We start from the raw sequence: 25977 nt of genomic DNA, 5'->3' as shown, positions 1-25977 counted from the left end.
ACAGCTCTGGAAAAACCGTGGATTCAGGGTGCCAATCGCAGCTTTCCGTAAGGATATCTTTACGAGGCGTAACGCATTTCTTCCATGCCAGATCAATTTGCAGGATGACTGCAAATTGACGGTAGTCCCGCTCCTACAGATAAAGCCGAGTTAGCATTTTGTTTTAAATTGAAAAAATCGACAGATAAAAAATAGAATAAAAAGTCTAATAAAATATATTCAAATATTTTTTTGCATTTCAAAAAGCACTCAACTAGGTTTCCAGCCACTTGCCGACTCATGAGGAGCGGCAAGCCGGCGACCGCCCTATCCGTGGCATTGATTTATTCATGCACTGAAAACAGCGTCGCCATTCAATCGAAAAGTCATCTAGGAGAGTCACCATGCAAGTACTGGAAAAAGACCTGGAAACCGAACTGCAACTCGACGATTGGTTTGAAGCCCCGACCCACGACGCCGCCGTGGAAATGATGCAAGCCGACGCGGTGGTTCCGTTCGGCACGGCGATGTGGCCTCTGTAAGACATCCAGGCAGGCACGATCCAGGCGGTCGTGCCTGCCACCATTTGCTGACAGTCAAGGAGGACACATGGACAAACACCGCGCCATCTCGCATTTCCTTTACTACCTCGATCATCACCCGGCCCTGGTGGGCGCCCGCCCGGCCAAGGTCCTGCTCGGGCATACAACGCCTTACGAAGCGTTGACCAGCGCCATCATCGAGCAGGCCGGCCATTCGCCGTTCCAGTTCAGCGCCATGCGCCTGGACCTTGAGCCAACCCCTACGCTGGCACAGGCCATTACCGACTGCGATCTGTACATTTTCTTCTACGATTCTTCCACCTTGCCCAACCCGCGTCCGGACGGCCCTGACTTTGTTCGCGCCCTGCAAGGCGTGATGGCCGAGAACTGGAAGAAATCGCTGCTATTCAAGGATTATGGCGACTACTTCTACGATACGTTCAGCATCTCTCCGCAACGCATCGCGGGGTTGAACAGCCACTTGATCCAGCGCATGTCCCAGGCCACGACCCTGAGCTTCAACGATCAGTACGGTTCTTGTTTCGAGACACCGCTGAGCAGCATCAAGAAGTGGACCGACATCAACGGCGTCGGCAACTTCGACCTGGCCCCCGGCGAAATTGCCACCCACAGCGAAGCCATCAATGGCCAGGTGAAATTCGTCGGCACCTTCCTCAGCACCATTCCCTTCGCCCGCAAGTACGGCGTACTGCAAGCACCGTTGGAGCTGTGGATCGAGAACTCGACCATTCGCAAAATCGCCACCGAGGTGCCGGGGCTTGAGCACGACTTCAACAAATATCTGGACGCCAACCCTTCCAATCGACGCATCGAAGAGCTGGGGATCGGCACCAATGAAGGCGTGAAAGCGCTGTATGCGCGCAACGCCGGTTTCGAGGAGCGCCATTGCGGCCTGCACCTGGGATTGGGTGGTGGCGCCAAGGGCAGCCATCATCTGGATTTGATCTTCGAAAGCGGTGTGTTGGCACTGGATGAAAAACCGGTGTTTGATGGGCGGTTTGTGTTTTAAGCCCGGCTTACCGGGTGATGCGGCTGACGCCTTCGCGAGCTTGCTCGCGATGACAGACTCAAAAACACTGCATCACTAAAGTCAGGTCAAAAAAAACGCCAACCCGAAGGTTGACGTTTTTTATAGGCGCTTACCGATTATTCCGGCTTGCGACGACCAAAGCCCGGACGCTGACCCGAACCGGCCGGCGCGCCACGGCGCTTGCCCGATGGCACATCACGGTCGACCAGGACGATACCCGGACGCTTCTTCGGCGCGGGCTTGGCCGGGCGCTTGGTGTCGGACGGACGATCCGCCACTGGCGTACCGCGACCAGCCGGAGCACCACGATCACTACGACCACCCGCTGGAGCGCCGCGACCTTCGCCACGCTCAGTGCGACCGTTGGCCGGACGTGGCGTGCGTGGACCGCGCTCGCCGTCCTGACGTGGCGCAGGCTTGCGGGCCGGACGCTCGCCTTCGATCTGCGGCTCACGGGCCGGACGTGGACCGGCTGCTGCCGGAGCATCCGCCGCTGGACGCAGGGTCCGCACGCGCTCGCTCTTGCCGACCGGACGGGACGACTTGCGCTGCATACGCTCAAGCTTGTCTTTGCTCTTGGCGTTCATTTGCGGCATGGCCACCGGGGTCAAACCGACTTCGGCGCTCAGTACGTCGACTTCGTACTGGCTCATTTCGCGCCAGCGGCCCATCGGCAGGTCAGAGTTGAGGAACACCGGACCGAAACGCACGCGCTTCAGACGGCTGACCACCAAACCCTGGGATTCCCACAGACGACGCACTTCACGGTTACGACCTTCCATCACCACGCAGTGGTACCAGTGGTTGAAACCTTCACCACCGGGCGCCTGCTTGATGTCGGTGAACTTGGCCGGCCCGTCTTCGAGGACCACGCCTGCCTTCAGGCGCTCGATCATTTCGTCATCGACTTCGCCACGGACACGTACCGCGTACTCGCGGTCCATTTCGTAGGACGGGTGCATCAGGCGGTTGGCCAGCTCACCGTCGGTGGTGAACATCAGCAAACCGGTGGTGTTGATGTCCAGACGGCCGATGTTGATCCAGCGGCCTTCTTTTGGTTTCGGCATTTTGTCGAACACGGTCGGACGGCCTTCAGGGTCGTCACGGGTGCAGATTTCACCGTCGGGTTTGTTGTACATGATCACGCGGCGGACCGATTCGGCCGCTTCTTCACGCTTGATCACCTTGCCATCGATCGTGATGGCGTCATGCAGGTCGACGCGCAGGCCAAGGGTGGCATCTTTGCCGTTGACCTTGATGCGGCCGTGACTGATCCAGGCTTCTACGTCGCGGCGCGAGCCGACGCCGATACGGGCGAGGACTTTCTGCAGTTTCTCGCCTGCTGGGCCGATTTCCTGGTCGTCTTTCTGGTCGTTGATACTCATCTGGGCACCTCCCGGTGTGGTCTGTTCAGGCCGAGGCCTGAAGATGTGAAATCTGGTCGTTTGGCGAAGGGATCGCCAAAGGGTCGGGAATCATACGCGCATGGCGCCGCTCGCGCATCAGAGACTAGCTGATAAACGGTCGGTTAATTGCTTTTCCGCCGACTGGTGGTGCAGAGCTCGATCAATCACAACACTGAACCACTGTGGGAGCGAGCCTGCTCGCGATAGCGGTGTATCAGACAACATTGATGTCGACTGACACTCCCTCATCGCGGGCAGGCTCACACACAGTGATATGCGTCAATCCTCGAACTGGCGGCGTTCGTTTTCGATGGCTTCGGCAAGGGCCAGGGCTTCGGCTTCTTCGTCGCTCAATTCAGGCTCCGGGGCAGGCTTTTCAAGGGCTGCAACGGCGGCGAGCAGTTTCTCGCGGGCTTCGGCGACACCAAGGATGTCGTCTTCTGCCTCTACCTCTACCTCTACCTCTACTTCTACTTCTACTTCTACTTCTACCTCTTCAGGTTCGGCCTCGGCTTCTACCTGAAGTTCGGCTTCAACCTCGACTTCGCTTTCAACCGGCACATCTACGGTTGCGTCGTCTGACACCGAGGCGTCGCTCTCACTCACCGCGCCATCACGCAACAAATCATCGAAGTCGGTCTTGATCCCCTCTTCCATCGAATCCAATTCCAGCAGCAAGGTGTGGAAACTGGTTTCGTCCTTGGGCTCTTCCGGTTCGGCGCTGGCGTCGGCCAGTTCTTGCAGGCTTTGCGGCACCGGTGCGTCGTCGAACTCGAGCATCGGCTCGGGCTCCAGCTCCCGCAGCTCGGCCAGCGGAGGCAAGTCGTCGAGGTTCTTCAGGTTGAAGTGGTCGAGGAACGCCTTGGTGGTGGCGAACATCGCCGGTTTTCCCGGCACATCGCGGTAACCGACGATGCGGATCCATTCACGCTCCATCAGGGTTTTGACGATGTGGCTGTTGACCGCCACACCGCGCACATCCTCGATCTCGCCACGGGTGATCGGCTGGCGATAAGCAATCAGCGCCATGGTTTCGAGCATCGCCCGGGAATAACGTTGCGGGCGTTCTTCCCACAAGCGTCCGACCCAGGGCGCAAATTTCTCGCGAATTTGCAGACGGTAGCCCGAGGCAACTTCCTTCAGCTCAAAAGCCCGGCCATCGCAGGACTTGGCCAAAATCGCCAGGGCTTTCTTGAAGACCGGCGGCTCCGGGCGCTCGCCTTCTTCGAAGAGTTCGAACAGGCGTTCCATCGATTGCGGTTTTCCCGAGGCCAACAAAAAGGCCTCAAGCAGCGGCGCCAGCTCGCGGGGTTCACTCAAATTCATTGATTTTGCTCGTTATTCGGCTCGCGCCCGGACATGGATCGCCGCAAACGGCTCATTCTGCACCAGCTCGACCAAGGACTCCTTGACCAGTTCGAGGATCGCCATGAAGGTCACGACCACACCCAGGCGCCCTTCCTCAGCGGTGAACAGCTCGACAAACGGCACGAAACCGCCGCCCTTGAGCCGCTCCAACACATCGCTCATGCGCTCGCGGGTAGACAGTGCCTCGCGGCTGACCTGATGGCTTTCGAACATGTCACCACGGCGCAGCACCTCGGCCATGGACATCAGCAACTCTTCCAGGCTCACGTCCGGCACCAGCTTGCGCGCTCGCGCTTCCGGGGCGTCCAGCCGGGGCACTACCACGTCGCGGCCAACCCGGCTCAGGCCATCAATGCCTTCCGCGGCAGCCTTGAAGCGTTCATATTCCTGCAAGCGACGGATCAGTTCAGCGCGCGGGTCATCTTCTTCCGCTTCGATCTCGGCCGAGCGCGGCAGCAACATCCGCGACTTGATCTCGGCCAGCATCGCCGCCATCACCAGGTACTCGGCGGCCAGCTCCAGGCGCACCGACTGCATCAACTCGACATAGCCCATGTACTGACGGGTGATTTCCGCCACCGGGATGTCGAGGATGTTGATGTTCTGCTTGCGAATCAGGTACAGCAGCAAGTCCAGCGGGCCTTCAAAGGCTTCAAGGAAGACTTCGAGCGCGTCCGGCGGAATGTACAGGTCCAGCGGCATTTCCATGACCGCCTGGCCGTAGACCATGGCAAACGGCAGTTCTTGCTGGGCGCCGGCCTGGCTATCGACGGTTTCTGCAACGGACATTCAGGCTTCGACCGTAAAGGGTGCTGGGTCGCCGCAACCCACGCGTATCACTTCGGGTTCACCGTCGGCCAGGTTAATGACAGTAGAGGCCTTTATCCCGCCAAAACCGCCATCGATGATCAAGTCGACCTGATGCTCAAGCAATTGACGCATTTCGTACGGGTCACTCAACGGGTCGGTGTCGCCCGGCATGATCAGGGTCACGCTCATCAGCGGCTCGCCCAATTCGGCCAGCAGTGCCAGGGCGATAGGATGGCTCGGCACCCGCAAGCCGATGGTGCGCTTCTTCGGGTGCAGCAACAGGCGCGGCACTTCGCGGGTGGCGTTGAGAATAAAGGTGTACGGCCCCGGCAAGTGCGCCTTCAAGAGGCGGAAGGTGCCGGTGTCGATCTTGGCAAACAACCCCAATTGCGACAGGTCGCTGCAAATCAGCGCGAAGTTATGTTTGTCGTCCAGTTGTCGCAGGCGCCGCACGCGCTCGACGGCGTTCTTGTCGCCGATCTGGCAGCCAATGGCGTACGAGGAGTCCGTGGGATAGACCACCACCCCACCGGCCCGAATGATTTCTACCGCTTGTTTTATCAGGCGCGCTTGCGGGTTTTCCGGATGAATCTGGAAAAATTGACTCACATTTTCTACCTGTTCAGACGGTAATAGCGGCTGGGTCATGTTTGAATCGACACCAAAGCGGCGGCAGATCCTCCGGGAGCGGGCGGTACTCGCCGATCTCGGACCAGCCTCCGGGTCCATGGAAATCACTGCCGGCACTGACCAGCAGACCAAACTCACGAGCAAGAATAGCCAGGCTGCCCACTTGTTCGGCAGGCTGATGGCCGTTGACCACTTCAATTGCGTGGCCGCCCGCTTGAATATAGTCGGCAATCAGGCGACGGCGTTTGCTGCGGGTGAAATCGTAGTGCCAAGGGTGTGCCAGGCTGACCCAGGCCTTCGCTGCGCGCAGGGTTTCGACGGTTTCTTCCAGGGTCGGCCAGTGTTGCTTGACGTCTCCCAGCTTGCCCGCGCCCAGCCATTTGCGGAATGCCTCGGCGCGATCCTTTACAAAACCTTCACGCACCATCCAGTCGGCAAAGTGCGGACGGGGCCGGCGCGTTGCCGCTGTCGCCCAGTTCCTGCTGAAGGGTGCGGGCACCTTCCAGTGCGCCGGGCATGCCTTTGAGGGCCAGTTTGCGGCCGATTTCCTCGGAACGCAGCCAGCGACCGTCGTGCAATTTGGCAATTGCCTCGACCAATGGCGGTGCATTCACATCAAAACCGTAACCCAGCACATGGATGGTCGCGCCGCCCCAGGTGCAGGACAATTCGACGCCGTTGACCAGTTGCATCCCCAACGCCACCGCAGCGCTGCGGGCCTCGTCGAGGCCTTCGAGGGTGTCGTGGTCGGTCAAGGCCAGGACTCGCACGCCTCTCTCGAACGCACGCGCAACCAGAACCGCAGGCGCCAGTGCGCCATCGGAGGCCGTGCTATGGCAGTGCAAATCAACATTCACAGGACTGTGTAACCTCAAATCAGCTGGCGCTTTCGCGACCCAATATGTTTGTTATTATGCCGCCACATCCTGCTTCTGGCTGCCACTGTGAAACAATTCATCGACTTCATCCCGCTTCTGCTGTTTTTCATCGTCTACAAAATCGATCCACGGGTCGTCGACATCGCCGGTCAGCAACTGACTGTCGGCGGTATCTACAGCGCCACCGCCATGCTGATCATCAGTTCCCTGGTGGTCTACGGCGCCCTGTTCATCTCCCAGCGCAAACTGGAAAAAAGCCAGTGGCTGACACTCGTCGCCTGCCTGGTTTTCGGCAGCCTGACCCTGGCCTTCCACAGTGAAACCTTCCTCAAATGGAAAGCTCCGGTGGTCAACTGGCTGTTTGCCCTGGCCTTCATCGGCAGCCATTTCGTCGGCGACCGCCTGCTGATCAAACGCATCATGGGCCACGCACTGACCTTGCCGGACCCGGTCTGGCTGCGCCTGAACATCGCCTGGATCGGGTTTTTCCTGTTCTGCGGCGCCGCCAACCTGTTCGTCGCGTTCACGTTCCAGAGCATCTGGGTCGACTTCAAAGTCTTCGGCAGCCTGGGCATGACGCTGTTGTTCCTGGTCGGCCAGGGGATCTACCTGTCCCGCCACCTGCATGACGCCGATCCCACCACGCCAAAAACCGAGGACTGACATGCTTTACGCAATCATTGCCACAGACGTCGCCAACTCCCTGGAAAAACGCCTGGCTGCACGCCCTGCACACATCGAGCGGCTGCAAGCGCTGCAAGCCGAGGGCCGCGTGGTGCTGGCCGGTCCACACCCGGCCATCGACAGCAATGATCCGGGCGCTGCCGGTTTCAGCGGCAGCCTGATCGTCGCCGAATTCGCCTCCCTTGAAGCCGCCCAGACCTGGGCCGATGCCGACCCATACATCGGCGCAGGCGTCTACGCCAACGTTCTGGTCAAACCCTTCAAGCAAGTCCTGCCTTAATCTGTTGCTGCGCAATGAACCTTGTCGGTTCATTGCGCACTCAATCGCTCATTATTCTCGTTTGACTGCCGACAACTTGCCCAACACTCGATTGGAATCAGGAGTTCCGATGCGCCAAGGTCCGTTGTGTCTGCTGTTGGTCATGTTATCGATCGGGGCCCCTGCCCATGCCGAGGAAAGCTCTGAGTCAGGCCATTCGACGCCTTTGTCACTGAGTGCCGGCAGTCAGATCACCGAGTTGCAGCAACGCTTGAAAGAAAGCGAGCAGCAACGAGAAGAGTTGAGCAAAAACCTGCAAAGTGCCGATGCCGAACGTGAAAGCACCCAGTTGGGTCACCTGCGTCAGGAGAACCAGCGCCTGAAGCTGCAACTCAAGGAAGCCCAGGCCAATCCGCAACCACGCCTGCTGACCGATCAGCAGCAATGGTTCGTCACGGGCGCCGGGGTAGCGCTATTGGCCCTGCTCTGCGGTATCTTCGCCAGTGGTGGACGTAGACAACGTCGGCAATGGCTAAATTGAGTGAGTCATGAGCGAGCTGTTACTAATTGATGATGACCAGGAGCTGTGTGAGCTCCTGAGCAGTTGGCTGAGCCAGGAAGGCTTCCAGGTTCACGCCTGTCACGATGGCCAGAGCGCGCGCCGCGCCCTGGCCGAAACCGCCCCGGCGGCGGTGGTGCTGGACGTCATGCTGCCCGACGGCAGCGGGCTGGAGTTGCTCAAGCAACTGCGCAGCGATCACCCGGATCTGCCCGTGCTGATGCTCTCGGCCCGTGGCGAACCGCTGGACCGCATCCTCGGCCTGGAGCTGGGTGCCGACGATTACCTGGCCAAACCCTGCGATCCACGAGAACTGACCGCCCGCCTGCGCGCCGTGCTGCGCCGCAGTCACCCGACGGCGGTGTCCAGCCAGATCGAGCTGGGCGACCTGTGTTTCAGCCCCGTGCGCGGCGTCGTCAGCATCGATGAGCAAGAGTTCACCCTGACCGTGTCCGAAAGCCGTTTGCTCGAAGCCCTGCTCAAGCAGCCCGGCGAACCGCTGGACAAACAGGAACTGGCGCAGATCGCCCTGGGCCGCAAGCTGACCCTGTACGACCGCAGCCTGGACATGCACGTCAGCAACCTGCGCAAAAAAATCGGCCCACACCCCGACGGTCGCCCGCGCATCGTTGCCCTGCGCAGCCGTGGTTACTACTACAGCCTGTAGTTTTGTCAGCTCGCCGCAAAAACGTCTTTACCCAAGCTTTACGCTCCGCTGACCGCCGCTGACCTTGATCTCCGTAATCTGTACCCATCCGGAACACACCGGGAACGAGACAAGGAGACACACCATGCGCAAGACCCTGATCGCTTTGATGTTCGCTGCTGCACTGCCAACCGTCGCCATGGCCATGCCAGAAGGCCAGGGCCCGACGGGCCCCATGGACGGCCATGGTTACAGCGAACACATGCACGGCGGCAAAGGCCCTTACCGGGAGCTGAACCTGAGTCGCGAACAACGCGAGCAGATCCGCAAACTGATCGGTGCCCAGATGCAGGCCCGCAAACAATTGGTCGACCAGTACCTGCAAAAACTCTCACCCTCCGACCAGCAGGCGCTGAAAGACCAGATGGCGGCCGGCCGCCAGAAAACCGAGAGCGACGTACGCGCCCTTCTCAAGCCGGACCAACAGCAGAAGTTCGACGCTATCCAAAAAAAGCAGGCCGAGCGCAAAGCCGAATGGGCTCAGTTCCAGGCGTGGAAAGCCCAACAGCCGCAAAAAGCGCAATAATGCTCTAACGCAGCGCCCCAGCCCGGCGGTTTTCCGTCGGGCTTTCTTTGTTTGAGGACTTCCCGTGCGTTCATTGTTCTGGCGCATCCTCGCCAGTTTCTGGCTGGCCATCGCTCTGGTTGCAGGGCTTTCGATTCTGCTTGGGCACATGCTCAATCAGGACGCCTGGATTCTCAGTCGCCACCCTGGCCTCAACACCCTGGCGCAGCAGTGGACACAGCTCTACGAAGAACAGGGCGAAGACGCCGCGCAAGCGCTGCTCGAAAAACGCAAGCGGCGCTATCACATCGATGTTCAGGTGCTGAACGAAAGCGGTGACCCGGTGGTTCGCGGAACGTTCCCACGGCGGGCAGCAGCGTTTGAGGCGCGGCAGAGCGACAACAAGGATAGCCACTTGCCGTGGCGTCGCCTGACCGTCGAGTACACCAGCCCCAAAAGCGGTGAAACTTTCCTGCTGATCTACCGCATCCCGCACCCTGAACTGGATGCCTGGCACCGCACCAGCCTGCTTTGGCCCCTCAGTGCCCTGGCGATTGCCTTGGTGGTGCTGACGCTGTTCAGCCTGCTGGTGACGCTGTCCATCACCCGCCCACTCAGCCGCTTACGCGGGGCGGTGCATGACCTGGGCCAGACCACCTATCAGCAAAACAGCTTGGCAAGGCTGGCGAACCGGCGCGACGAGTTCGGCGTACTGGCCAATGACTTCAACCGCATGGGCGCACGCCTGCAAAGCCTGATCGGCAGCCAGCGACAACTGCTGCGTGACGTCTCTCATGAGTTGCGCTCTCCCCTGGCGCGGCTGCGCATTGCCCTGGCGCTCGCCGAACGCGCCAGCCCTGCTGAACGGGAAAAACTCTGGCCACGCCTGACCCGCGAGTGTGATCGCCTGGAAGCGTTGATCAGTGAAATCCTGGTGCTGGCACGGGTCGATGCCGACAACGCCAGCGCCGAAGACGTCGACCTCAACGCCCTGCTCAGCACCGTACAAAAGGACGCCCAACTCAGTTCGCCGGAGCAAAGCGTGCGGGTTGAAGCCGAGCAGCACTTGAGCCTCAAGGGTTGGCCGACCATGATCGAGCGGGCAGTGGACAACCTGCTGCGCAATGCCCAACGCTTCAACCCGGCCGGACAACCGATTGAAGTGCTGGCCCTGCGTCAGGGTGAACATATTGTGGTGAGCGTGCGTGACCACGGGCCGGGGGTTGAAGCCGAACATTTGAGCCAATTGGGAGAGCCGTTCTACCGGGCGCCCGGCCAAACTGCAGCGGGTCATGGCCTTGGATTGGCCATCGCCCGGCGCGCAGCGGAGCGCCATGGCGGCAGCCTGATCCTGGCCAATCACCCGGAGGGCGGGTTTGTTGCCAGCCTGGAATTGCCGTTGGTGCCTGGGGCCGTCGTACAACCCTGAAGACCTGTCGGGCCTGACGGATCTTGTAGGAGCGAGCTTGCCCCGAACGGCGATCAGACGATAGCGGCCTGACCGTCACCTCGATGTTGAATGTGCCCGCGTTATCGCGAGCAGGCTCGCTCCCACATTAAATCAAACTGCCATTGATTCAGGACTTGGCCGGCCAGGCGCTGACGAACTCGGCGAGATCCACTTTACCCGCCACGCGTGGCTCGTTCTGCGGTGTACCGAGGTACAGGAACGCAATCACCTCTTCGCCTTCCGCCAACCCCAGCCCTTTGGCCACATGGGCCGAATAAGCCAGCTCGCCGGTACGCCATACCGCGCCGATGCCCTGGGCGTAAGCCGCCAGCAAAATGCCGTGGGCCGCACACCCCGCCGCCAGCAGTTGCTCGGACTTCGGCACCTTGATGTGGTCTTGCAGTCGCGCCACCACAACCACCAGCAGCGGCGCACGCAGCGGGCCGTTGCGCGCCTTGTCTACCATGGCCTGCGGCACATCGGCGTCTTGCAGGCGTGCCGCCTGCGCCAGCAACTCGCCCAACTGCTCACGTGCCGCGCCCTCGACCGTCAGAAAACGCCACGGTTGCAAGTGCCCGTGATCCGGTGCGCGCAGGGCGGCAGAAAACAGCACTTCGCGTTGCTCGGCAGTAGGCGCCGGGTCAAGCAAACGGGGTACGGATACACGGTTGAGCAAAGCGTCGAGAGCCTGCATCGGCCACCTCCTGAAAAATTGATTGGCTATTCTAGCGGTAACCACCACCGGCCTGCCGGTTTACATGACCTGCCCCGCAGGTAGAATGGCGCCCTTCCCTTACCAGCCCGAGCGGACTTCATGGCGTTGCCGACCCTACGGATCATCGGTTTCATTATCGGCATCTTCCTGATCACCCTCGCCATCAGCATGGTCGTGCCCATGGCGACCCTGGTGATTTACGACCGCACCAGCGACTTGCCGTCGTTTTTGTGGGCCAGCATGATCACCTTTATCGCCGGCCTCGCACTGGTCATTCCCGGTCGCCCGGAACATGTGCATTTGCGCCCGCGGGACATGTACCTGCTGACCGTCAGCAGTTGGCTGGTGGTGTGTGTGTTCGCCGCGCTGCCGTTTCTGCTGACCCAGCACATCAGCTACACCGACTCGTTTTTTGAAAGCATGTCAGGCATTACCGCCACCGGCGCCACGGTGCTCAGCGGCCTGGACACCATGTCGCCAGGGATCCTGATGTGGCGCTCGCTGCTGCACTGGCTCGGCGGTATCGGTTTTATCGGCATGGCGGTAGCGATTCTGCCACTGTTGCGGGTCGGCGGCATGCGGCTGTTTCAGACCGAATCGTCGGACCGTTCCGAAAAGGTCATGCCGCGTTCCCACATGGTCGCCCGGCTGATTGTTGCCGCTTATGTCGGCATTACCGTGCTCGGCAGCCTGGCGTTCTGGTGGGCGGGGATGACCCCTTTCGACGCGATCAACCATGCCATGTCGGCCATTTCCACGGGCGGATTCTCGACCTCCGACCAATCCCTGGCCAAGTGGAGCCAACCCGCCGTGCACTGGGTGGCGATCGTGGTGATGATCCTCGGCAGCCTGCCCTTCACCCTGTACGTCGCCACGTTGCGCGGTAACCGTCGGGCGTTGATCAAGGATCAACAAGTGCAGGGTTTGCTCGGGATGTTGCTGGTGACCTGGTTGATACTCGGCACCTGGTACTGGTGGACCACGAACCTGCATTGGCTCGACGCCTTGCGGCATGTGGCGCTGAACGTGACCTCGGTGGTCACCACCACCGGTTTCGCCCTGGGGGACTACAGCCTTTGGGGCAACTTCTCACTGATGCTGTTCTTTTATCTGGGTTTCGTCGGCGGTTGCTCCGGCTCCACGGCGGGTGGGATAAAGATTTTTCGCTTCCAGGTCGCCTACATTCTGCTCAAGGCCAACCTTAACCAGCTGATTCACCCTCGGGCGGTGATCCAGCAGAAGTACAACGGCCACCGTCTCGACGAAGAGATTGTGCGCTCGATCCTGACCTTTTCGTTCTTCTTCGCCATCACCATTTGCGTGATCGCCCTGCTGCTGTCTCTGCTCGGCGTGGACTGGATGACGGCCCTGACCGGTGCCGCCAGCACCGTCTCCGGCGTCGGCCCGGGCCTTGGCGAAACCATCGGCCCTGCAGGCAACTTCGCCACGCTGCCCGATGCCGCCAAGTGGATTCTGTCGTTCGGCATGCTGCTGGGCAGGCTGGAGATCATTACCGTGTTTGTGCTGTGTATTCCGGCGTTCTGGCGTCACTGACCTGCCGGGACGCGTCGACTAATCGCACCCGGTACTCACCGGGTGTGACATCGAACCAGCGGCGAAACGCCCGAAAGAAATTGCTCGGGTCGGCAAACCCCAGCAGGTAGGCAATCTCCAGCAGCGTCATGCTCGGCTGCGCCAGGTACTGCTCGGCCAGTTCGCGGCGGGTGTCGTCGAGCAGCGTCTGAAAACTGGTGCCCTCCTCCTGCAAACGTCGCTGCAAGGTGCGCTGCGACAAGTGCAGCGTCTGCGCCACCGTATCGCGCTTGGGTTCACCTTGCGGCAGCAAACGGCACAGCACTTGCCTCGCCTTGTGGGTCACCCGACTTTCCGAAAAACGCGCCAGGTATTCACCGGCAAACCGGTCATGCAACAACGCCATGGCTTCATTGGCGGTGGGCAGCGGTGCTTCCATGTCCGCCCGTTCGAAAATCAGCGCGTCATACGGTGCATCGAACACCAACGGCGCATGGAACGCTTGTTTGTAGGGTTCAAGGTCCATGGGCTGAGTGCCCTGGACCAGGACCTTGCGCGGCTGCAAGGTGCGTCCGGTCAGCCAGCCGCACAGGCTCAAGGCACTGGCCAGCGACGCTTCGGCGCTTTGCCGGGTAGGGGGAAGATGATCACCGTGGACGGTCAGGATCAGCGCGTAACCTTCATCCAGCAGTCGGAAACTCAGGTCAGCACTTTCGGCGATGATTCGCTGATAACGCACCAACCGTTGAAAGCCTTCGGCCAGGGTTCGGCTGGACATCAACGCGTACCCGGCCACATGAAAAGACGCGGGACGCACGACCTTGCCCATGTTCAGGCCGATTGCCGGGTTACCCGACAGCTCGACGGCGCGCTGCCAGAGCCGCGTCATGGAGTCCTGGGGAAAGCGCGCATCCGGGTCATCCAGTGCGGCGTAATCGAGCCCGAGTTGCTTGAACAGGGCCCGACAATCCAGGCCGTCCATTTCCAGTGCCTTGACAATGCCCATCGCCCAGCTTGCAGAAGTCGTTCGTTCGCTCATGGCGTTTACTTACATGAGGGGCCTTGATCCATGGCCCGATTTGCGAAGGATACTAAAGTGGCGCCTATTGTCACTGGCTGTAACCAGTGATGACTCTAGACTCAAATAAGCTCCCCGCAGAGCATCCGTTGAACCGAACACCTGCCGTCGAGATCACCGCCGTGGAAAACATCAAGCGTTTCAATAGCTTCGCTGAGTTCTATCCGTATTACCTTGGCGAACATGAAAACAGCACCTGCCGACGCTTGCACTTCATCGGCACCACGCTGGTGATTTTCATCCTGGGTTTCACCATTGGCAAAGGCGCCTGGTGGCTGTTGTTGGCCTTGCCTGTGGCCGGTTACAGCTTTGCCTGGGTCGGCCACTTCTTCTATGAGAAGAACCGCCCCGCGACGTTCCAGCATCCGCTTTACAGCCTGCTCGGTGATTTCGCCATGTACCGCGACATGATCCTGGGCAAAGTGCCGTTCTAGGCACGGCAGCCATCGATGGACGAGCACATGCCGGTCTGCCCCCGAAGATCCGTGATCTGACACTCATTGCGATGGTGAATGTGCCTGAGCCTTCGCGGTTTACGCAGGCTCCGCCACTTTCACTGCCTTGAGCTCCGCTTCCCGCGCTTGCGCATCGGCCAGCCGATACAACTCGATCGTGCCATCCCAATGTTCGATCAACGCCGTACACGACTCCACCCAATCGCCGCAGTTGAGGTAGTCCACCCCGCCGACCTTACGGATTTCGGCATGGTGAATGTGGCCGCACACCACCCCGTGCAGTTCACGTTTGACGCACTCGTGGGCAATGGCCTCCTCAAAATCGCTGATGAAACTGACCGCCGTTTTCACCTTGTGCTTGAGGTACGCCGACAGCGACCAATAGCCATAGCCATAACGCGCCCGCCAGTGATTGAGCCAGCGGTTCAGGGTCAGGGTGAACTCGTAGGCCGAGTCGCCGAGAAACGCCAGCCAGCGGTGATACCGGGTGATGACGTCGAACTGGTCGCCGTGGATTACCAGCAAATGACGGCCATCGGCGGTGACATGCACGGCCTCGTCCACCAACTGGATGTTGCCCAGGATCAGTTTCGAGTAGCGTCGCAGAAACTCATCGTGGTTGCCGGTGACGTAGATCACCTCGGTGCCGCGCTTGCTCATGGTCAGCAGGCGGCGAATGACGTTGGTGTGTGCTTGCGGCCAATACATGCCGCCGCGCAGCTTCCAGCCGTCGATGATGTCGCCCACCAGGTAAATCCGGTCGGCGTGATAGCCCTTGAGAAACTGCGACAAATGCTCGGCCTGACAATCGCGGGTGCCAAGGTGTACATCGGAAATCCACAATGTGCGCACGCGTTGCTTACGGCTCGGTTTAGCGAATTTGGCACGGGTCATGGGCAACCTCAGCGGGATTTTTTGCGAGCTTGCGCCAGGGCCATTAATAGCCCATGACACAAATGCGGCAGTCCGATGACAGCACGGGCGCAGGTGCCGGCGGTGTAGACTGCCAGCCTGCCCAGGAGACCGCGATGAGACCGATCCTCACGCTACGCCAGTACACCCACGACCTGATCGTCCACAGCCACGAGCATGCCCAACTGGTGTTCGGCCTGTCGGGCGCGCTCGACTTCGAGGTCGACGGCCATGGCAGCCAGGTGCAGCAGCAGAGTTTTGTCGTGGTCCCTTCCGGCGCCCATCACACTTGCGGCAGCCCCAACGGCAGCCGTTGCCTGGTGCTGGACGTGCCAAGTGATCAATGGGTCGGGCAATCCCTGGGCGACCATGCGCAGGCCAGCCGACGCTTGCTCGACACGCCCGGCCGACTGCCGCTCGATGCCGGGCAAAGTCAGTTGGTGAGCTGGCTGGCGAGTAGCCCGGTGAGCGATCCGCTGATCGCCCAGCAAGGTGCGGTGTTGTTGCTCGCCAGCCTCAACCGCGACATCGCAAGCCCTGTGACCGGACGACGGCTGCCCTACGCGGCGCTCAACGCGCACATCGATCAGTACGCCGCCTACCCGTTGCAGGTCGCCGACCTGGCGCGCATCGCCGGGCTGTCCAGCCCTCGCCTGCATGCGCGGTTCGTTGCCGAATGCGGGCAAACGCCCATGGATTACATCCGCAGCCGTCGCCTGCACCTGGCCGTAAACCTGTTGCGCGAGACGGTGCTGCCCATCGGCGAAATCGCCAGTCGGGTCGGCTACAGTTCCCAGAGTGCCTTCACCGCCGCCGTGCAACGCGAGTTCGGCGCCGCACCCGGCAAACTGCGCCGCACCGCAGGCGAGCGCTAGTTTCGCGCTAAAAAACGCGAGGTTGCCGACAGACAATCCCCAAGGCAAGGCTCTAGACTGTGCTTTTGATTGTCATGTTTGGTAAGGATCGAGATGACCCCGCGTACTGCCCTTGGCGCCCTGCATATCGGCGCACTGATGTTTGGCCTGACTGGCGTGTTCGGCAAATTGGCCGCCGCCTCACCCGCCATCATTGTCTTTGGCCGTGCCGCGTTCGCCGTCATTGCCCTGGCGTGCTTTGCGCGGTTTGCCCGCAACACGCCGTGGCAAACCCTGCGAGCCGTCGACTGGCGCCGCTTGCTGCTCAGCGGCCTGTTGCTGGCCGGGCATTGGGTGAGTTTTTTCATTGCGGTAAAGATCGCCGGGGTCGCCATTGCCACCCTCGGCTTCGCCAGTTTCCCGGCGTTCACAGTCATCCTCGAAGGGCTGATCTTTCGTGAGCGGATTCGCGCCAACGAGATCCTGCTGGTGGTGTTGGTCAGCGTTGGGCTGGTGCTGGTGACGCCGGATTTCGACCTCGCCAGCGAAGCCACCGCCGGCCTGCTCTGGGCCGTGGGTTCGGGGTTGTTGTTCGCCCTGCTGTCACTGACCAACCGCGCCAGCTCGGGGCGGGTCCCGGCGGTGCAGGCGGCGCTGTGCCAGAACGTCGTGGTCGCCCTGTGCCTGTTGCCGTTCGCCGCACCCGGCCTTGGCGAAGTGCGCGCACTTGACTGGCTGTGGATCGGCCTGCTCGGGGTGTTTTGCACCGCCGTCGCCCACAGCCTGTTCGTCGCCAGCCTGGCGGTGATCAAGGCGCGCACCGCAGCGATAGTGTTCGCCCTGGAGCCGGTGTACGGGATCACCGTGGCGTGGCTGCTGTTCGGTGAAAACCCGACCCCGCGCATGCTGATCGGCGGCGCGCTGATCATCGTGGCAATCGTGGTCTCGAGCCGACTGGGCAGCAGCGGTCCCGGCCCAAAAACCACTGAAACTGCCCCCGCCCACTGATTGGCCCCACAATGGCGGGCTACCTATACTTAATACATCCGCAGCAGTTCGTCGTTAGCGGATAAAGACTCCTCGTTGACAGCGACACCTGCCCTTTTGAAGTAGCTGATACGAGTGGTCATTCACACAGCACTATTGAGAGGGTTCATCCATGGACATTGTCAGCCTCGTCGTTCAGATAGTCAGCGGTGTAGTCGGTGGTAATGCCGCAGGCTTGAGCAAGCAGAGCCTGGGCCCGATGCTCAACTCGGTCGTCGGGGGTGTCGGCGGGTTGGTTCTCGGTCAGATACTGGCTGCCGTGACGGGCGAGCCCGGCATGATCACTGCCGGAGCCCTGAGTATTCCCGCGCTGTTGAGCAGTGTTGTGGGTGGCGGTGTCGGCGGTGCGGTCCTGACGTTTGTAGCCGGCTTCATAAAATCGAAAATGGCCACGAAATAGCACCTCACGTTGCAACGAAGGCAGGTCATTGACCTGCCTTCGTCCTTGCCTGCGCCTTTTACTGCGACCGGTCGTTGTGACCCAGGTCGCGCTCCGGGTCGATCTGGTCACGTACGCGCTGCTTGAGCACCTTGGCCTCCGGGAAACCGCCATCGGCCTTGCGCTCCCAGATTTGCACACCGTCGCAGGTGATGTGGAAGACTCCGCCGGTGCCGGGCACCAGGGAGACTTTACCCAGATCGTCACCGAAGGTGCTGAGCAACTCCTGGGCCAGCCAGGCGGCGCGCAACAGCCATTGGCATTGGGTGCAATAGGTGATGACAATTTCCGGTTTCAATGCGGGCATGGCGGGTAAAACTCCTGAACGAAGGGCGTCGCTATAATAGCCACCTTTATCGCTCGCCCGAGATCCCTGATGCGTCGTCTGCTGTCCTGCCTGCTGCTGTGTTTCATTCCATTGATCGTGCATGCCGCCGATACCCCGCGACCGAAGATCGGCCTGGTGCTGTCCGGTGGCGCGGCCCGAGGGTTGGCGCACATTGGCGTGCTCAAGGCACTTGAAGAGCAAGGCATCAGGATCGATGCGATTGCCGGCACCAGCATGGGCGCGGTGATCGGCGGGCTCTACGCTTCGGGCTACAAGATCGACGAGCTTGAAAAACTGGCGCTGGACATCGACTGGAAGCAGGCCCTTTCCGATGCCCCGCCACGTGCGGACGTGCCGTTCCGGCGCAAGCAGGACGACCGCGATTTTCTGGTGAAGCAAAAACTGAGCTTTCGCGATGACGGCAGCCTCGGCCTGCCGTTGGGGGTGATTCAGGGCCAGAACCTCGCGCTGCTGCTGGAAAGCAAACTGGCCCACGCCAGTGACACCCGGGACTTCGACAAGCTGCCCATCCCCTTCCGCGCCGTGGCCACCGACATCGCCAGCGGCGAAAAAGTGGTGTTCCGCAAGGGCCACCTGCCTCAGGTGATTCGCGCCAGCATGTCGATCCCGGCGGTGTTCGCACCGGTCGAACTCGACGGCCGCCTGTTGGTGGACGGCGGCATGACCGACAACATCCCCCTGGACGTGGCCCGTGAGATGGGCGTCGACATCGCCATCGTGGTCGACATCGGTACCCCGCTGCGCAGCCGCAAGCAACTGAACACGGTGGTCGATGTGCTGACGCAGTCGATCACCCTGATGACCCGGCGCAACTCCGAGGAACAGCTCGCGGCGCTGCACAAGGATGACGTGTTGATCCAGCCATCGCTGGCCAGCTTCGGCTCCACCGATTTCGGCCACTCCCAGGAAATCATCGACGCCGGATACCGCGCCACGCGCATTCTCGACGCGCGCCTGGCACGACTGCGACCTGTCGACACCCAGGATGCCGAGCTGACGGCAGCGCGAGCGCCGAGCCAGCGCACGCCGATCATCACCGCGATCAAGGTGGAAAACGATTCGAAAGTCGGTGACGAGGTGATCCGCTACTACATCCGCCAGCGCATCGGCGAGCCACTGGACCTGGGCCGCTTGCAAACCGACATGGGCACTCTCTATGGCCTGGATTACTTCGAGCAGGTGCAATACCGCGTGGTGCACAAGGGGCATGACCAGACCCTGGTGATCAGCGCGAGGGGCAAACGCGCCGGCACCGATTACTTGCGGCTGGGCCTGAATCTCTCGGACGACATGCGCGGCGACAGCGCCTTCAACATCGGCGCCAGTTACCGGGTCAATGGCATCAACCGGCTCGGTGCGGAGTGGCTGACCCGCGTTCAGATCGGCAATCAGCAAGAACTCTACACCGAGTTTTTTCAACCGCTGGACGTCGGTTCACGCTACTTCATAGCGCCTTACGCGGCGTTCGAAGCGCAAAACGTCGAGGCCACGCTGGACAACGACCCGGTGGCCCAATACCGCCTCGAACGTTATGGCTTCGGCCTCAACGTTGGGCGGCAGATCGGTACCAGCGGCGAAATCCGCTTCGGCGTCGGCGAGGCGTGGGGCAAGGCCGATGTGCGCATTGGCGACCAGCACCTGCCGAGCGAAAGCTTCAACGAGGGTTTTTATGAGCTCAAGTACTCGTTCGACTCCCTGGACAATGTGTACTTCCCCCACGAGGGCGAAGACGTCGGCCTGTCGTTGCGCCAGTTCACGCCGAGCCTGGGGTCCGACAAACCTTACCGGCAATGGGAGTTCAAACTGGACAAGGCCCTGAGCAGCGGACCGGACACCTTCGTGCTCGGCGGACGCTATGGCCGTACGCTGGATCAGGCCGACGTGGTGAGTTCAAGCTTCCTGCTGGGCGGTGCGCGACAGCTGTCAGGGTTCCGTCAGGACGCGATTTCCGGGCAGAACGTCAGCCTGATGCGCGCCGTGTACTTTCGACGCCTGACGCCCCGCTCCTACCTGCCGCTGGACTTCCCGCTGTACCTCGGTGCTTCGCTGGAGCGTGGCCGTGCCTGGAACAACGACAATGAATTCGACAGCGGCTACATCAATGCCGCCAGTATTTTCCTGGGGTTCGATACGCCGCTGGGGCCGCTGAACTTCAGTTATGGCTTCAACGATGACGATCAGCAGGCGATTTACCTGAACCTGGGGCAGACCTTCTGACGGTGCGCTAACGAAGACTCGCCAGCAAGCTGCGAGCCGTCTGCTTCAACGGCTCGTCGCCATCCTTGAGCAACTCGTTCAACAGTCGGCTGGCGCTGTCCAGATCGCCGTCGTCGATGCAGGTCTGGGCTTGTTCCAGTTTGCCGGCGAAAGGTTTTTCGAGCGTCGGTGATTCAACGTCCATCGGCAACGGCTCAAGCGCCAAGGCGTCACCCAAATCCTTGAACTCATCAAGAAAGTCATCGCCCTCCAACGCCGATGGCGGTGCATCGGACCACTCGATGTCAGGCGCTGCGAACGGTTCCATTGATTGTTTATGGGTGACCTCTGGATCATTGGGCCAGTCATTTGCACTCGATGCGAGATCAGATGAATCCGGGGCCGATGTCGGTTTTTCGAAAGGGCTGACCAGATCCCAATTGGCATCCACCGACATGTCATCCAGGTTCAACTGAAACTCATCCGGCGCCGCGGCGGTGGGTACTGGCGCAGGGTCAGGCACGACCGGTGCCGCCGATACCAGTGCAACAGCGGGGGCCGCGTCGCAGAGTTTGGGGTGCCGTGCACGAATGTCTGCCAGCTCCTGCGCGCTGAAGCCTGATGCCAGCAGGCTCAGTTCCTGGGCCGTGTAGGCTTCGGCATCCCCCTGCTTGCCCAGCACGTCCAGCAACTGCAGATTCAGGTCGGACCGCTGCGGCTCCTTGTGCAGCGCTTCGCGCAGCAGGGCCACCGCCTCCGCAAAGCGCCCGTACGCCAGATAGACACCGACACCTTCCAGCACATCGGCGCCGTGGGTCACTTCGCGATACGCCGGCACCGGTTGCGGCCGTGGCTGAACCTGGGCAATCACCGGACTGACGGCTGGCGTTGGCCGCACGGACAGCGGTTCCTGCACCCCCTGACGCTGCTGACGCCGATGCACAAAAAAACCCAGCAGCAACAGCAGCACCAACGCGGACAACCCGACCGTCAGCAACAGGCTTGAACCACCCGACGCTTCGTTCGCCGGCGCCACCGCGCTGGGTGGTACGACCGTCGCGGCAGGAGCCACGGGCGGTGTGCGGGCTTCTGCCAATAGGGTTTGCAGTTCGATGATCTGTTTTTGCTGGCTGGCGATCTGCTTTTCCTGGGCTTGGGCCCTGGCTTGCAATTCATCCAAGTTCTTTTGCAGTTGCTGATTGTGCAGCGTGCTGGCCGCCAACTCTTCGGCTTGTGTATCTGTGATAGCAGGTGCGGCACTGGACGGTGCTGCGGCAACGGGAGGCGTGGAAGTCGGCCTGGCTGCCGCATCGGGGAGCAACGTGTAACGTTTGCCCTGCACCGCAGGCGATGATGGTTCAACAGGAATGACGTCAGGGAAGGCCGAGGCCGCCTGCGAGCGGAGTGCGGCCAGTTCGGCCGCCGTATCGGTTGACGGCACGATACCGGCAGCGCCCGGTGGGTCGATCAACACCGTGTATTCGCGCAGCAGTTGGCCATTGGGCTGATTGGCCTGCACCAGAAAATTCAGGAACGGTTCATTGACCGGTTTATTGGACACCACCCGAATCACACTGCGATTGCCACGCACGATGGGGGTGAAATGCAGGTCATTGAGAAAGAACACCCGCTCGACACCCGCGCGGTTGAATTCCTCGGGTGTCGCCAGGCGTACCGACAGCTCGCCTTCGGCAAGGCCTGCGGCATCCAACAGGGCAATATCGGCACTGAACGGCTGGTTCAGCGCCGAATGTACGGTGATGTCCCCCAACCCCAGCGCGGGGGCCAATGCCGAGTACCACAGGGCGCCACAGCCGATAAGCACCCTGACGGAACACCGTAACGCTGACTGTCGACTCTCGAGCATGAGCATCCCTTAACTAACCAGAACCACCTGACGTGTTAACACTTCCCTTACGAACACGTTATTGCCTGGTAGTTCTTATAGTCTGCCCAACGCTGAATCTCAAAAGTCTGGCAGCAGGTTATGCCTCAAGATTTTTCCAGATTGGCCAGGATATGCCCGTGAACCCGCATGCACACCCGCAAATCCTCTTCGTCGACGCCGACGAACAGTTCGTGGCGCAATTGCGTGGCAATGGTTTCAATTTGTTCGATCAAGGGACGCGCCGAAGCACACAGCACGATTTTTTTCGCCCGGCGATCTTCCAGCACCGCCTGACGCTGCACCAGCCCCTGGCTTTCCAGGCTGTCGAGCAGCCGCGCCAGCGTCGGACCTTCGACACCGACACTTTGCGCCAGCTCACGCTGGGTGGGCGCGTCCGCGAAACGTGCCAGGTGCAACAGCACCAGCCAGCGCGCCTGGGACAGGCCGAGCCCGGCGAGACGGCGATCCAGTTCAGCGCGCCAGCCGCGAGACATTTGCGCCAACTGCATGCCAAAACGGTGTTGATCGGTTAACGGCATAAAAAACTCATGGATTAGACTGAAATAGAGTGAAACTAATTATTAGTCAGCTAAGCATGACACTTGGTATCAAGCAAGTTTTGACCTGTACTGAATCGTTACATCGGCCAAACTATTGATCTACATCTCGAATTCCGACTGCAACGCCGCGCGGACGCAATAAAGAACACCCTCCGGTACCCGGCCGGCAAACAATGCGGCGATTTCGGCAACCGCTGGCAACTCGCCTTCCCCGTCGAGGAACGCATCCTGAACTTCGCCCATCAGGTCTTCCGGCAAGTCCAGTGCCTGCTCCAGCGACAACTGCTGTTTGCCGATGGCTTCGGCCAGCAGCGTGTACACGTTCTTTTCAGAGCATTGCAGCTGGCCGGCGATCTGCATTGGCGTCATCCCGGCGCGGGCCAGGGTGATCAGCTCGTGGCGCAGGTCGGCCACCACTTTCGGCGCTTCGGCCTGGCCGCCCAGCACTTCGAGGAACGCCTCGCCGTAGCGCTCCAGCTTGCGTGCGCCGACGCCGCTGACCGCGGCCATTTGCGACAGCGAGGTCGGCTGGCTGCGGAGCATTTCGAGCAAGGTCGAGTCGGGGAAGATGACGTACGGCGGCACGCCATGTTCTTCGGCAAGTTTGCGACGCAGGGCGCGCAAGGCCTCCCACTGCTCGCGCTCTTCGCCACGCACCAGTTGGCTCGCCTGGCTCTTGCTGCTTTTGGCGGTGGTTTGCGGCTTGAGGTCGCGGCGCAGCTCCAGGGTCACTTCACCCTTGAGCAGTGGCCGGCACGTGTCACTCAAGCGCAAGCCGCCGTAGCCTTCCAGATCGATGTCTGCCAGACCACGGGCAACCAGCTGTCGGAACAAGGAGCGCCATTCGCCCTCCGCCATGGCCTTGCCGACACCGAATACCGACAGGTGCTGATGACCGAAGCTGCGGACCTTTTCGTTGTCCTTGCCCAGCAGCACGTCCACCAGATGGCCGACGCCGTAGCGCTGGCCGGTGCGGTAGATCGCCGAGAGCGCCTGGCGGGGCCGGCTCGGTGGCGTCCCAGGTCTGCACGCCGTCGACGCAGTTGTCGCAGTGGCCGCACGGCTCGGGCATGTCTTCGTCGAAATAGGCCAGCAAGGTCTGACGACGGCAGCGGGTTTCTTCGCAGAGCGAGAGCATGGCGTCGAGCTTGTGTTGCTCCAGGCGCTTGTGCCGCTCGTCGCCTTCGGAGTTTTGCAGCATCTGCTTGAGCATCACCACGTCTTGCAGGCCGTAAGCCATCCAGGCATCGGCGGGCAGACCGTCACGGCCGCCACGACCGGTTTCCTGGTAATAGGCCTCAAGGGATTTCGGCAAATCGAGGTGCGCGACGAAGCGTACGTTGGGTTTGTCGATGCCCATGCCGAACGCCACGGTGGCGACCATGATCAGGCCCTCCTCGTTGAGGAAGCGCTTCTGGTTATGGGCCCGCGTTTCGTTGGGCAGGCCGGCGTGATACGGCAGCGCCGGGAAGCCTTGCTCGCTGAGGAACACCGCCACTTCGTCGACTTTCTTGCGCGACAGGCAGTAGACGATGCCCGCATCGCTGCGCCGCTCCGCGAGGAACGCCAGCAACTGCTTGCGCGGCTGCTCCTTGGGCACGATGCGGTAGAAAATGTTCGGCCGGTCGAAACTCGACAGGAAACGCTCGGCGTCCTGCAAGTGCAGGCGCGTGACGATCTCTTCGCGGGTACGTTTGTCGGCCGTGGCGGTCAGGGCGATGCGCGGCACATGGGGGAACATTTCCGCCAGTTGCCCCAGTTGCAGGTATTCCGGACGGAAATCGTGGCCCCATTGCGAAACACAGTGAGCTTCGTCGATGGCGAACAGCGCGATGTCGAGGCTTTGCAGGAAGGCCAGCATGCGCGGCTGGACCAGGCGTTCAGGCGCCAGGTAGAGCATTTTTACTTCGCCGCGCTTGATTCGCGCCGCCAGGTCGCGCTGCTGTTCGGGGCTCAGTGTCGAGTTGAGCGCGGCCGCCGCCACGCCAAGTTCTTCAAGGGTGGCGACCTGATCGTCCATCAAGGCGATCAACGGTGAGACCACCACCGCCAGGCCTTCGCGCAGCAGCGCCGGCACCTGGAAGCACAACGATTTGCCACCGCCGGTCGGCATCAGCACCAGGGCATCGCCGCCACTGGCCACGCGCTCAATGATGGCACCCTGACGGCCACGGAAACTGTCGTAGCCGAAGATGTCCTTGAGGACGCGCTGAGCCTGTTCGAGCATGAAAAACTCCAAATGGTGCTGAATATCCCTGTGTGCAGGCTGGATCAAAAAACCGCGTTGTTCACGAACAGATCCGTAAGCGGATTTGTCCCGAGTGCTCGCGGCACCTGCAGGGCTTTGCAAAACGCGCGAGTATACCCGAGCCGTCCCAGGGTCTGTTGACGTTTGCCCGTGGCGCGACGAATGCCCACCCGATGCTGGCAAATCTGCCACGCGGCTGGCCTGGGCGCTCAAGAACGCCTAGAATTGGGCATCGTTTATTCCCAAGGTAGCCCTTAATGTCCTTCGCTGAGCAACTAACCCGCCTGCAAGCCTTCCTCGACGCCGACGAGCTGCATGACGAGGCGCTGGACTACGTGGCCGCCCACGGTTACCTGACCGCGCTGTCGATCTGTTCCGAGAGCGTTCCCGACCGTGAGTGGATCGATGCCCTTTTCGCCGAGGAGCCGCACTACCGCGACGCCGCCGAGCGTGAAGAAATCGAATCGACCCTGCTGGCCCTCAAGGCTCACATCGCTCGCCAACTGGCGTCCGATGAAGAGTTCGAGCTGCCGTGCGACCTGGACCTGGGCGAAGAGCCGGATGACTCCGACCTGCGCGGCTGGTGCATCGGTTTCATGGAAGGCGTGTTCCTGCGCGAAGAAGCCTGGTTCGAAACCGCCGAAGACGAAGTCAGCGAAATGCTGCTGCCGATCATGGTCGGTTCCGGTCTGTTCGACGAGCAGCCTGAGTTCTCCGACATTGCGGCCGACGCCAACCTGATGGACGACATGATCGTCCAGATCCCGGAAGCCCTGACCGCGCTGTACCTGCTGTGCAACGCACCTGACGAAAAACCGGCGATCCTCAAGCCTCGTCACCACTGAGTCCTTGCCTGTGGCTGATCCCATAGGCAAT

General features: G+C 61.0%; 25 protein-coding genes and 2 pseudogenes. 15 read left to right on the top strand and 12 right to left on the bottom strand.

The genetic code is table 11. The features are described from left to right. Positions 1 to 383 precede the first annotated feature (383 nt). Positions 384 to 521 (top strand): hypothetical protein, encoded by a 138-nt coding sequence (locus AABM54_RS07830; RefSeq protein ID WP_347904700.1) that lies wholly within the window; start codon positions 384 to 386, stop codon positions 519 to 521. Positions 522 to 588: 67 nt separating this feature from the next. Next, positions 589 to 1551 carry a leucyl aminopeptidase gene (locus AABM54_RS07825; RefSeq protein WP_347904699.1) on the top strand — a complete coding sequence of 321 codons (963 nt, stop codon included), beginning with the start codon at positions 589 to 591 and terminating at the stop codon, positions 1549 to 1551. Between the two features lie 137 nt (positions 1552 to 1688). Here AABM54_RS07825 and rluB read toward each other — a convergent pair whose 3' ends face one another. The 5 genes and pseudogenes from rluB to AABM54_RS07800 form a co-directional block, all read right to left on the bottom strand. Beyond that, positions 1689 to 2957 carry a 23S rRNA pseudouridine(2605) synthase RluB gene (gene rluB / locus AABM54_RS07820; RefSeq protein WP_347904698.1) on the bottom strand — a complete coding sequence of 423 codons (1269 nt, stop codon included), beginning with the start codon at positions 2955 to 2957 and terminating at the stop codon, positions 1689 to 1691. A gap of 300 nt (positions 2958 to 3257) precedes the next feature. Then, on the bottom strand, positions 3258 to 4304 hold the full coding sequence (gene scpB, locus AABM54_RS07815; RefSeq protein WP_347904697.1) for an SMC-Scp complex subunit ScpB: 1047 nt from the start codon (positions 4302 to 4304) through the stop codon (positions 3258 to 3260). 12 nt (positions 4305 to 4316) lie between these two features. Then, positions 4317 to 5075, bottom strand: coding sequence for a ScpA family protein (locus AABM54_RS07810; protein WP_347906149.1), 759 nt, complete (start codon positions 5073 to 5075; stop codon positions 4317 to 4319). A 60-nt stretch (positions 5076 to 5135) separates the two neighbouring features. Next, on the bottom strand, positions 5136 to 5765 hold the full coding sequence (locus AABM54_RS07805) for an L-threonylcarbamoyladenylate synthase (RefSeq protein ID WP_347904696.1): 630 nt from the start codon (positions 5763 to 5765) through the stop codon (positions 5136 to 5138). A 13-nt stretch (positions 5766 to 5778) separates the two neighbouring features. Beyond that, positions 5779 to 6643: pseudogene (locus tag AABM54_RS07800) on the bottom strand (PHP domain-containing protein). An 87-nt stretch (positions 6644 to 6730) separates the two neighbouring features. Here AABM54_RS07800 and AABM54_RS07795 point away from each other — a divergent pair. The 6 genes from AABM54_RS07795 to AABM54_RS07770 all read left to right on the top strand — a co-directional run bounded on the left by AABM54_RS07795 (position 6731) and on the right by AABM54_RS07770 (position 10806). Next, positions 6731 to 7327 (top strand): septation protein A, encoded by a 597-nt coding sequence (locus AABM54_RS07795; protein WP_347904695.1) that lies wholly within the window; start codon positions 6731 to 6733, stop codon positions 7325 to 7327. Between the two features lies 1 nt (position 7328). Next, on the top strand, positions 7329 to 7628 hold the full coding sequence (locus tag AABM54_RS07790) for a YciI family protein (RefSeq protein WP_347904694.1): 300 nt from the start codon (positions 7329 to 7331) through the stop codon (positions 7626 to 7628). Positions 7629 to 7737: 109 nt separating this feature from the next. Next, positions 7738 to 8148 (top strand): translation initiation factor 2, encoded by a 411-nt coding sequence (locus tag AABM54_RS07785; protein ID WP_347904693.1) that lies wholly within the window; start codon positions 7738 to 7740, stop codon positions 8146 to 8148. 7 nt (positions 8149 to 8155) lie between these two features. Next, positions 8156 to 8833, top strand: coding sequence for a response regulator transcription factor (locus AABM54_RS07780; protein ID WP_347904692.1), 678 nt, complete (start codon positions 8156 to 8158; stop codon positions 8831 to 8833). 124 nt (positions 8834 to 8957) lie between these two features. Then, the gene (locus tag AABM54_RS07775; RefSeq protein WP_347904691.1) at positions 8958 to 9398 is read left to right on the top strand and encodes an LTXXQ domain protein; all 441 of its coding nucleotides are present in this window, start codon (positions 8958 to 8960) and stop codon (positions 9396 to 9398) included. A gap of 64 nt (positions 9399 to 9462) precedes the next feature. Continuing rightward, a complete protein-coding gene (locus AABM54_RS07770; RefSeq protein WP_347904690.1) occupies positions 9463 to 10806 on the top strand; it encodes a HAMP domain-containing sensor histidine kinase in 1344 nt (447 codons plus the stop codon). A 148-nt stretch (positions 10807 to 10954) separates the two neighbouring features. Here the strand turns inward: AABM54_RS07770 and AABM54_RS07765 are convergent, their stop codons facing one another. Beyond that, complete coding sequence (locus AABM54_RS07765) at positions 10955 to 11521, bottom strand: nitroreductase family protein (protein WP_347904689.1); 567 nt, start codon at positions 11519 to 11521, stop codon at positions 10955 to 10957. A gap of 120 nt (positions 11522 to 11641) precedes the next feature. Between AABM54_RS07765 and AABM54_RS07760 the strand changes: the two genes are divergently transcribed. After that, complete coding sequence (locus AABM54_RS07760) at positions 11642 to 13096, top strand: TrkH family potassium uptake protein (RefSeq protein WP_347904688.1); 1455 nt, start codon at positions 11642 to 11644, stop codon at positions 13094 to 13096. On the opposite strand, the gene AABM54_RS07755 is transcribed toward AABM54_RS07760, so the two are convergent. Beyond that, the gene (locus tag AABM54_RS07755; RefSeq protein WP_347904687.1) at positions 13053 to 14114 is read right to left on the bottom strand and encodes an AraC family transcriptional regulator; all 1062 of its coding nucleotides are present in this window, start codon (positions 14112 to 14114) and stop codon (positions 13053 to 13055) included. The two genes, AABM54_RS07760 and AABM54_RS07755, sit on opposite strands and share 44 nt — an antisense overlap. 161 nt (positions 14115 to 14275) lie before the next feature. Between AABM54_RS07755 and AABM54_RS07750 the strand changes: the two genes are divergently transcribed. Further along, entirely contained in the window at positions 14276 to 14587 is a 312-nt protein-coding gene (locus tag AABM54_RS07750) for an Mpo1-like protein (RefSeq protein WP_347906148.1), read from the top strand. Positions 14588 to 14686: 99 nt separating this feature from the next. On the opposite strand, the gene AABM54_RS07745 is transcribed toward AABM54_RS07750, so the two are convergent. Then, positions 14687 to 15502 carry a UDP-2,3-diacylglucosamine diphosphatase gene (locus AABM54_RS07745; protein WP_347904686.1) on the bottom strand — a complete coding sequence of 272 codons (816 nt, stop codon included), beginning with the start codon at positions 15500 to 15502 and terminating at the stop codon, positions 14687 to 14689. A gap of 134 nt (positions 15503 to 15636) precedes the next feature. Between AABM54_RS07745 and AABM54_RS07740 the strand changes: the two genes are divergently transcribed. From AABM54_RS07740 to AABM54_RS07730, 3 genes are all read left to right on the top strand, one after another. Further along, positions 15637 to 16395, top strand: a complete 759-nt coding sequence (locus AABM54_RS07740; RefSeq protein WP_347904685.1) for an AraC family transcriptional regulator — start codon at positions 15637 to 15639, stop codon at positions 16393 to 16395. Positions 16396 to 16488: 93 nt separating this feature from the next. Next, complete coding sequence (locus AABM54_RS07735; protein ID WP_347904684.1) at positions 16489 to 17382, top strand: DMT family transporter; 894 nt, start codon at positions 16489 to 16491, stop codon at positions 17380 to 17382. A gap of 151 nt (positions 17383 to 17533) precedes the next feature. Continuing rightward, the gene (locus AABM54_RS07730; protein ID WP_347904683.1) at positions 17534 to 17821 is read left to right on the top strand and encodes a hypothetical protein; all 288 of its coding nucleotides are present in this window, start codon (positions 17534 to 17536) and stop codon (positions 17819 to 17821) included. 58 nt (positions 17822 to 17879) lie between these two features. Here the strand turns inward: AABM54_RS07730 and AABM54_RS07725 are convergent, their stop codons facing one another. Beyond that, positions 17880 to 18167, bottom strand: a complete 288-nt coding sequence (locus AABM54_RS07725; protein ID WP_347904682.1) for a SelT/SelW/SelH family protein — start codon at positions 18165 to 18167, stop codon at positions 17880 to 17882. A gap of 69 nt (positions 18168 to 18236) precedes the next feature. On the opposite strand from AABM54_RS07725, the gene AABM54_RS07720 reads away from it, so the two are divergent. Next, positions 18237 to 20426, top strand: a complete 2190-nt coding sequence (locus AABM54_RS07720; RefSeq protein ID WP_347904681.1) for a patatin-like phospholipase family protein — start codon at positions 18237 to 18239, stop codon at positions 20424 to 20426. A 7-nt stretch (positions 20427 to 20433) separates the two neighbouring features. Here AABM54_RS07720 and AABM54_RS07715 read toward each other — a convergent pair whose 3' ends face one another. The 3 genes and pseudogenes from AABM54_RS07715 to recQ all read right to left on the bottom strand — a co-directional run bounded on the left by AABM54_RS07715 (position 20434) and on the right by recQ (position 25080). After that, complete coding sequence (locus tag AABM54_RS07715) at positions 20434 to 22230, bottom strand: FimV/HubP family polar landmark protein (RefSeq protein ID WP_347904680.1); 1797 nt, start codon at positions 22228 to 22230, stop codon at positions 20434 to 20436. A gap of 167 nt (positions 22231 to 22397) precedes the next feature. Continuing rightward, complete coding sequence (locus AABM54_RS07710; protein ID WP_347904679.1) at positions 22398 to 22832, bottom strand: MarR family transcriptional regulator; 435 nt, start codon at positions 22830 to 22832, stop codon at positions 22398 to 22400. A 120-nt stretch (positions 22833 to 22952) separates the two neighbouring features. Beyond that, a pseudogene (gene recQ / locus AABM54_RS07705) lies at positions 22953 to 25080 on the bottom strand (DNA helicase RecQ). A gap of 278 nt (positions 25081 to 25358) precedes the next feature. On the opposite strand from recQ, the gene AABM54_RS07700 reads away from it, so the two are divergent. Next, positions 25359 to 25946 carry a YecA family protein gene (locus AABM54_RS07700; RefSeq protein ID WP_347904678.1) on the top strand — a complete coding sequence of 196 codons (588 nt, stop codon included), beginning with the start codon at positions 25359 to 25361 and terminating at the stop codon, positions 25944 to 25946. Positions 25947 to 25977 lie beyond the last annotated feature (31 nt).

The organism is Pseudomonas purpurea, from assembly GCF_039908635.1.
In the GTDB taxonomy this organism is placed as follows: domain Bacteria; phylum Pseudomonadota; class Gammaproteobacteria; order Pseudomonadales; family Pseudomonadaceae; genus Aquipseudomonas; species Aquipseudomonas purpurea.
The sequence above is the reverse complement of the archived record's forward strand: the minus strand, read 5'-3'. Positions and strand labels throughout refer to the sequence as shown.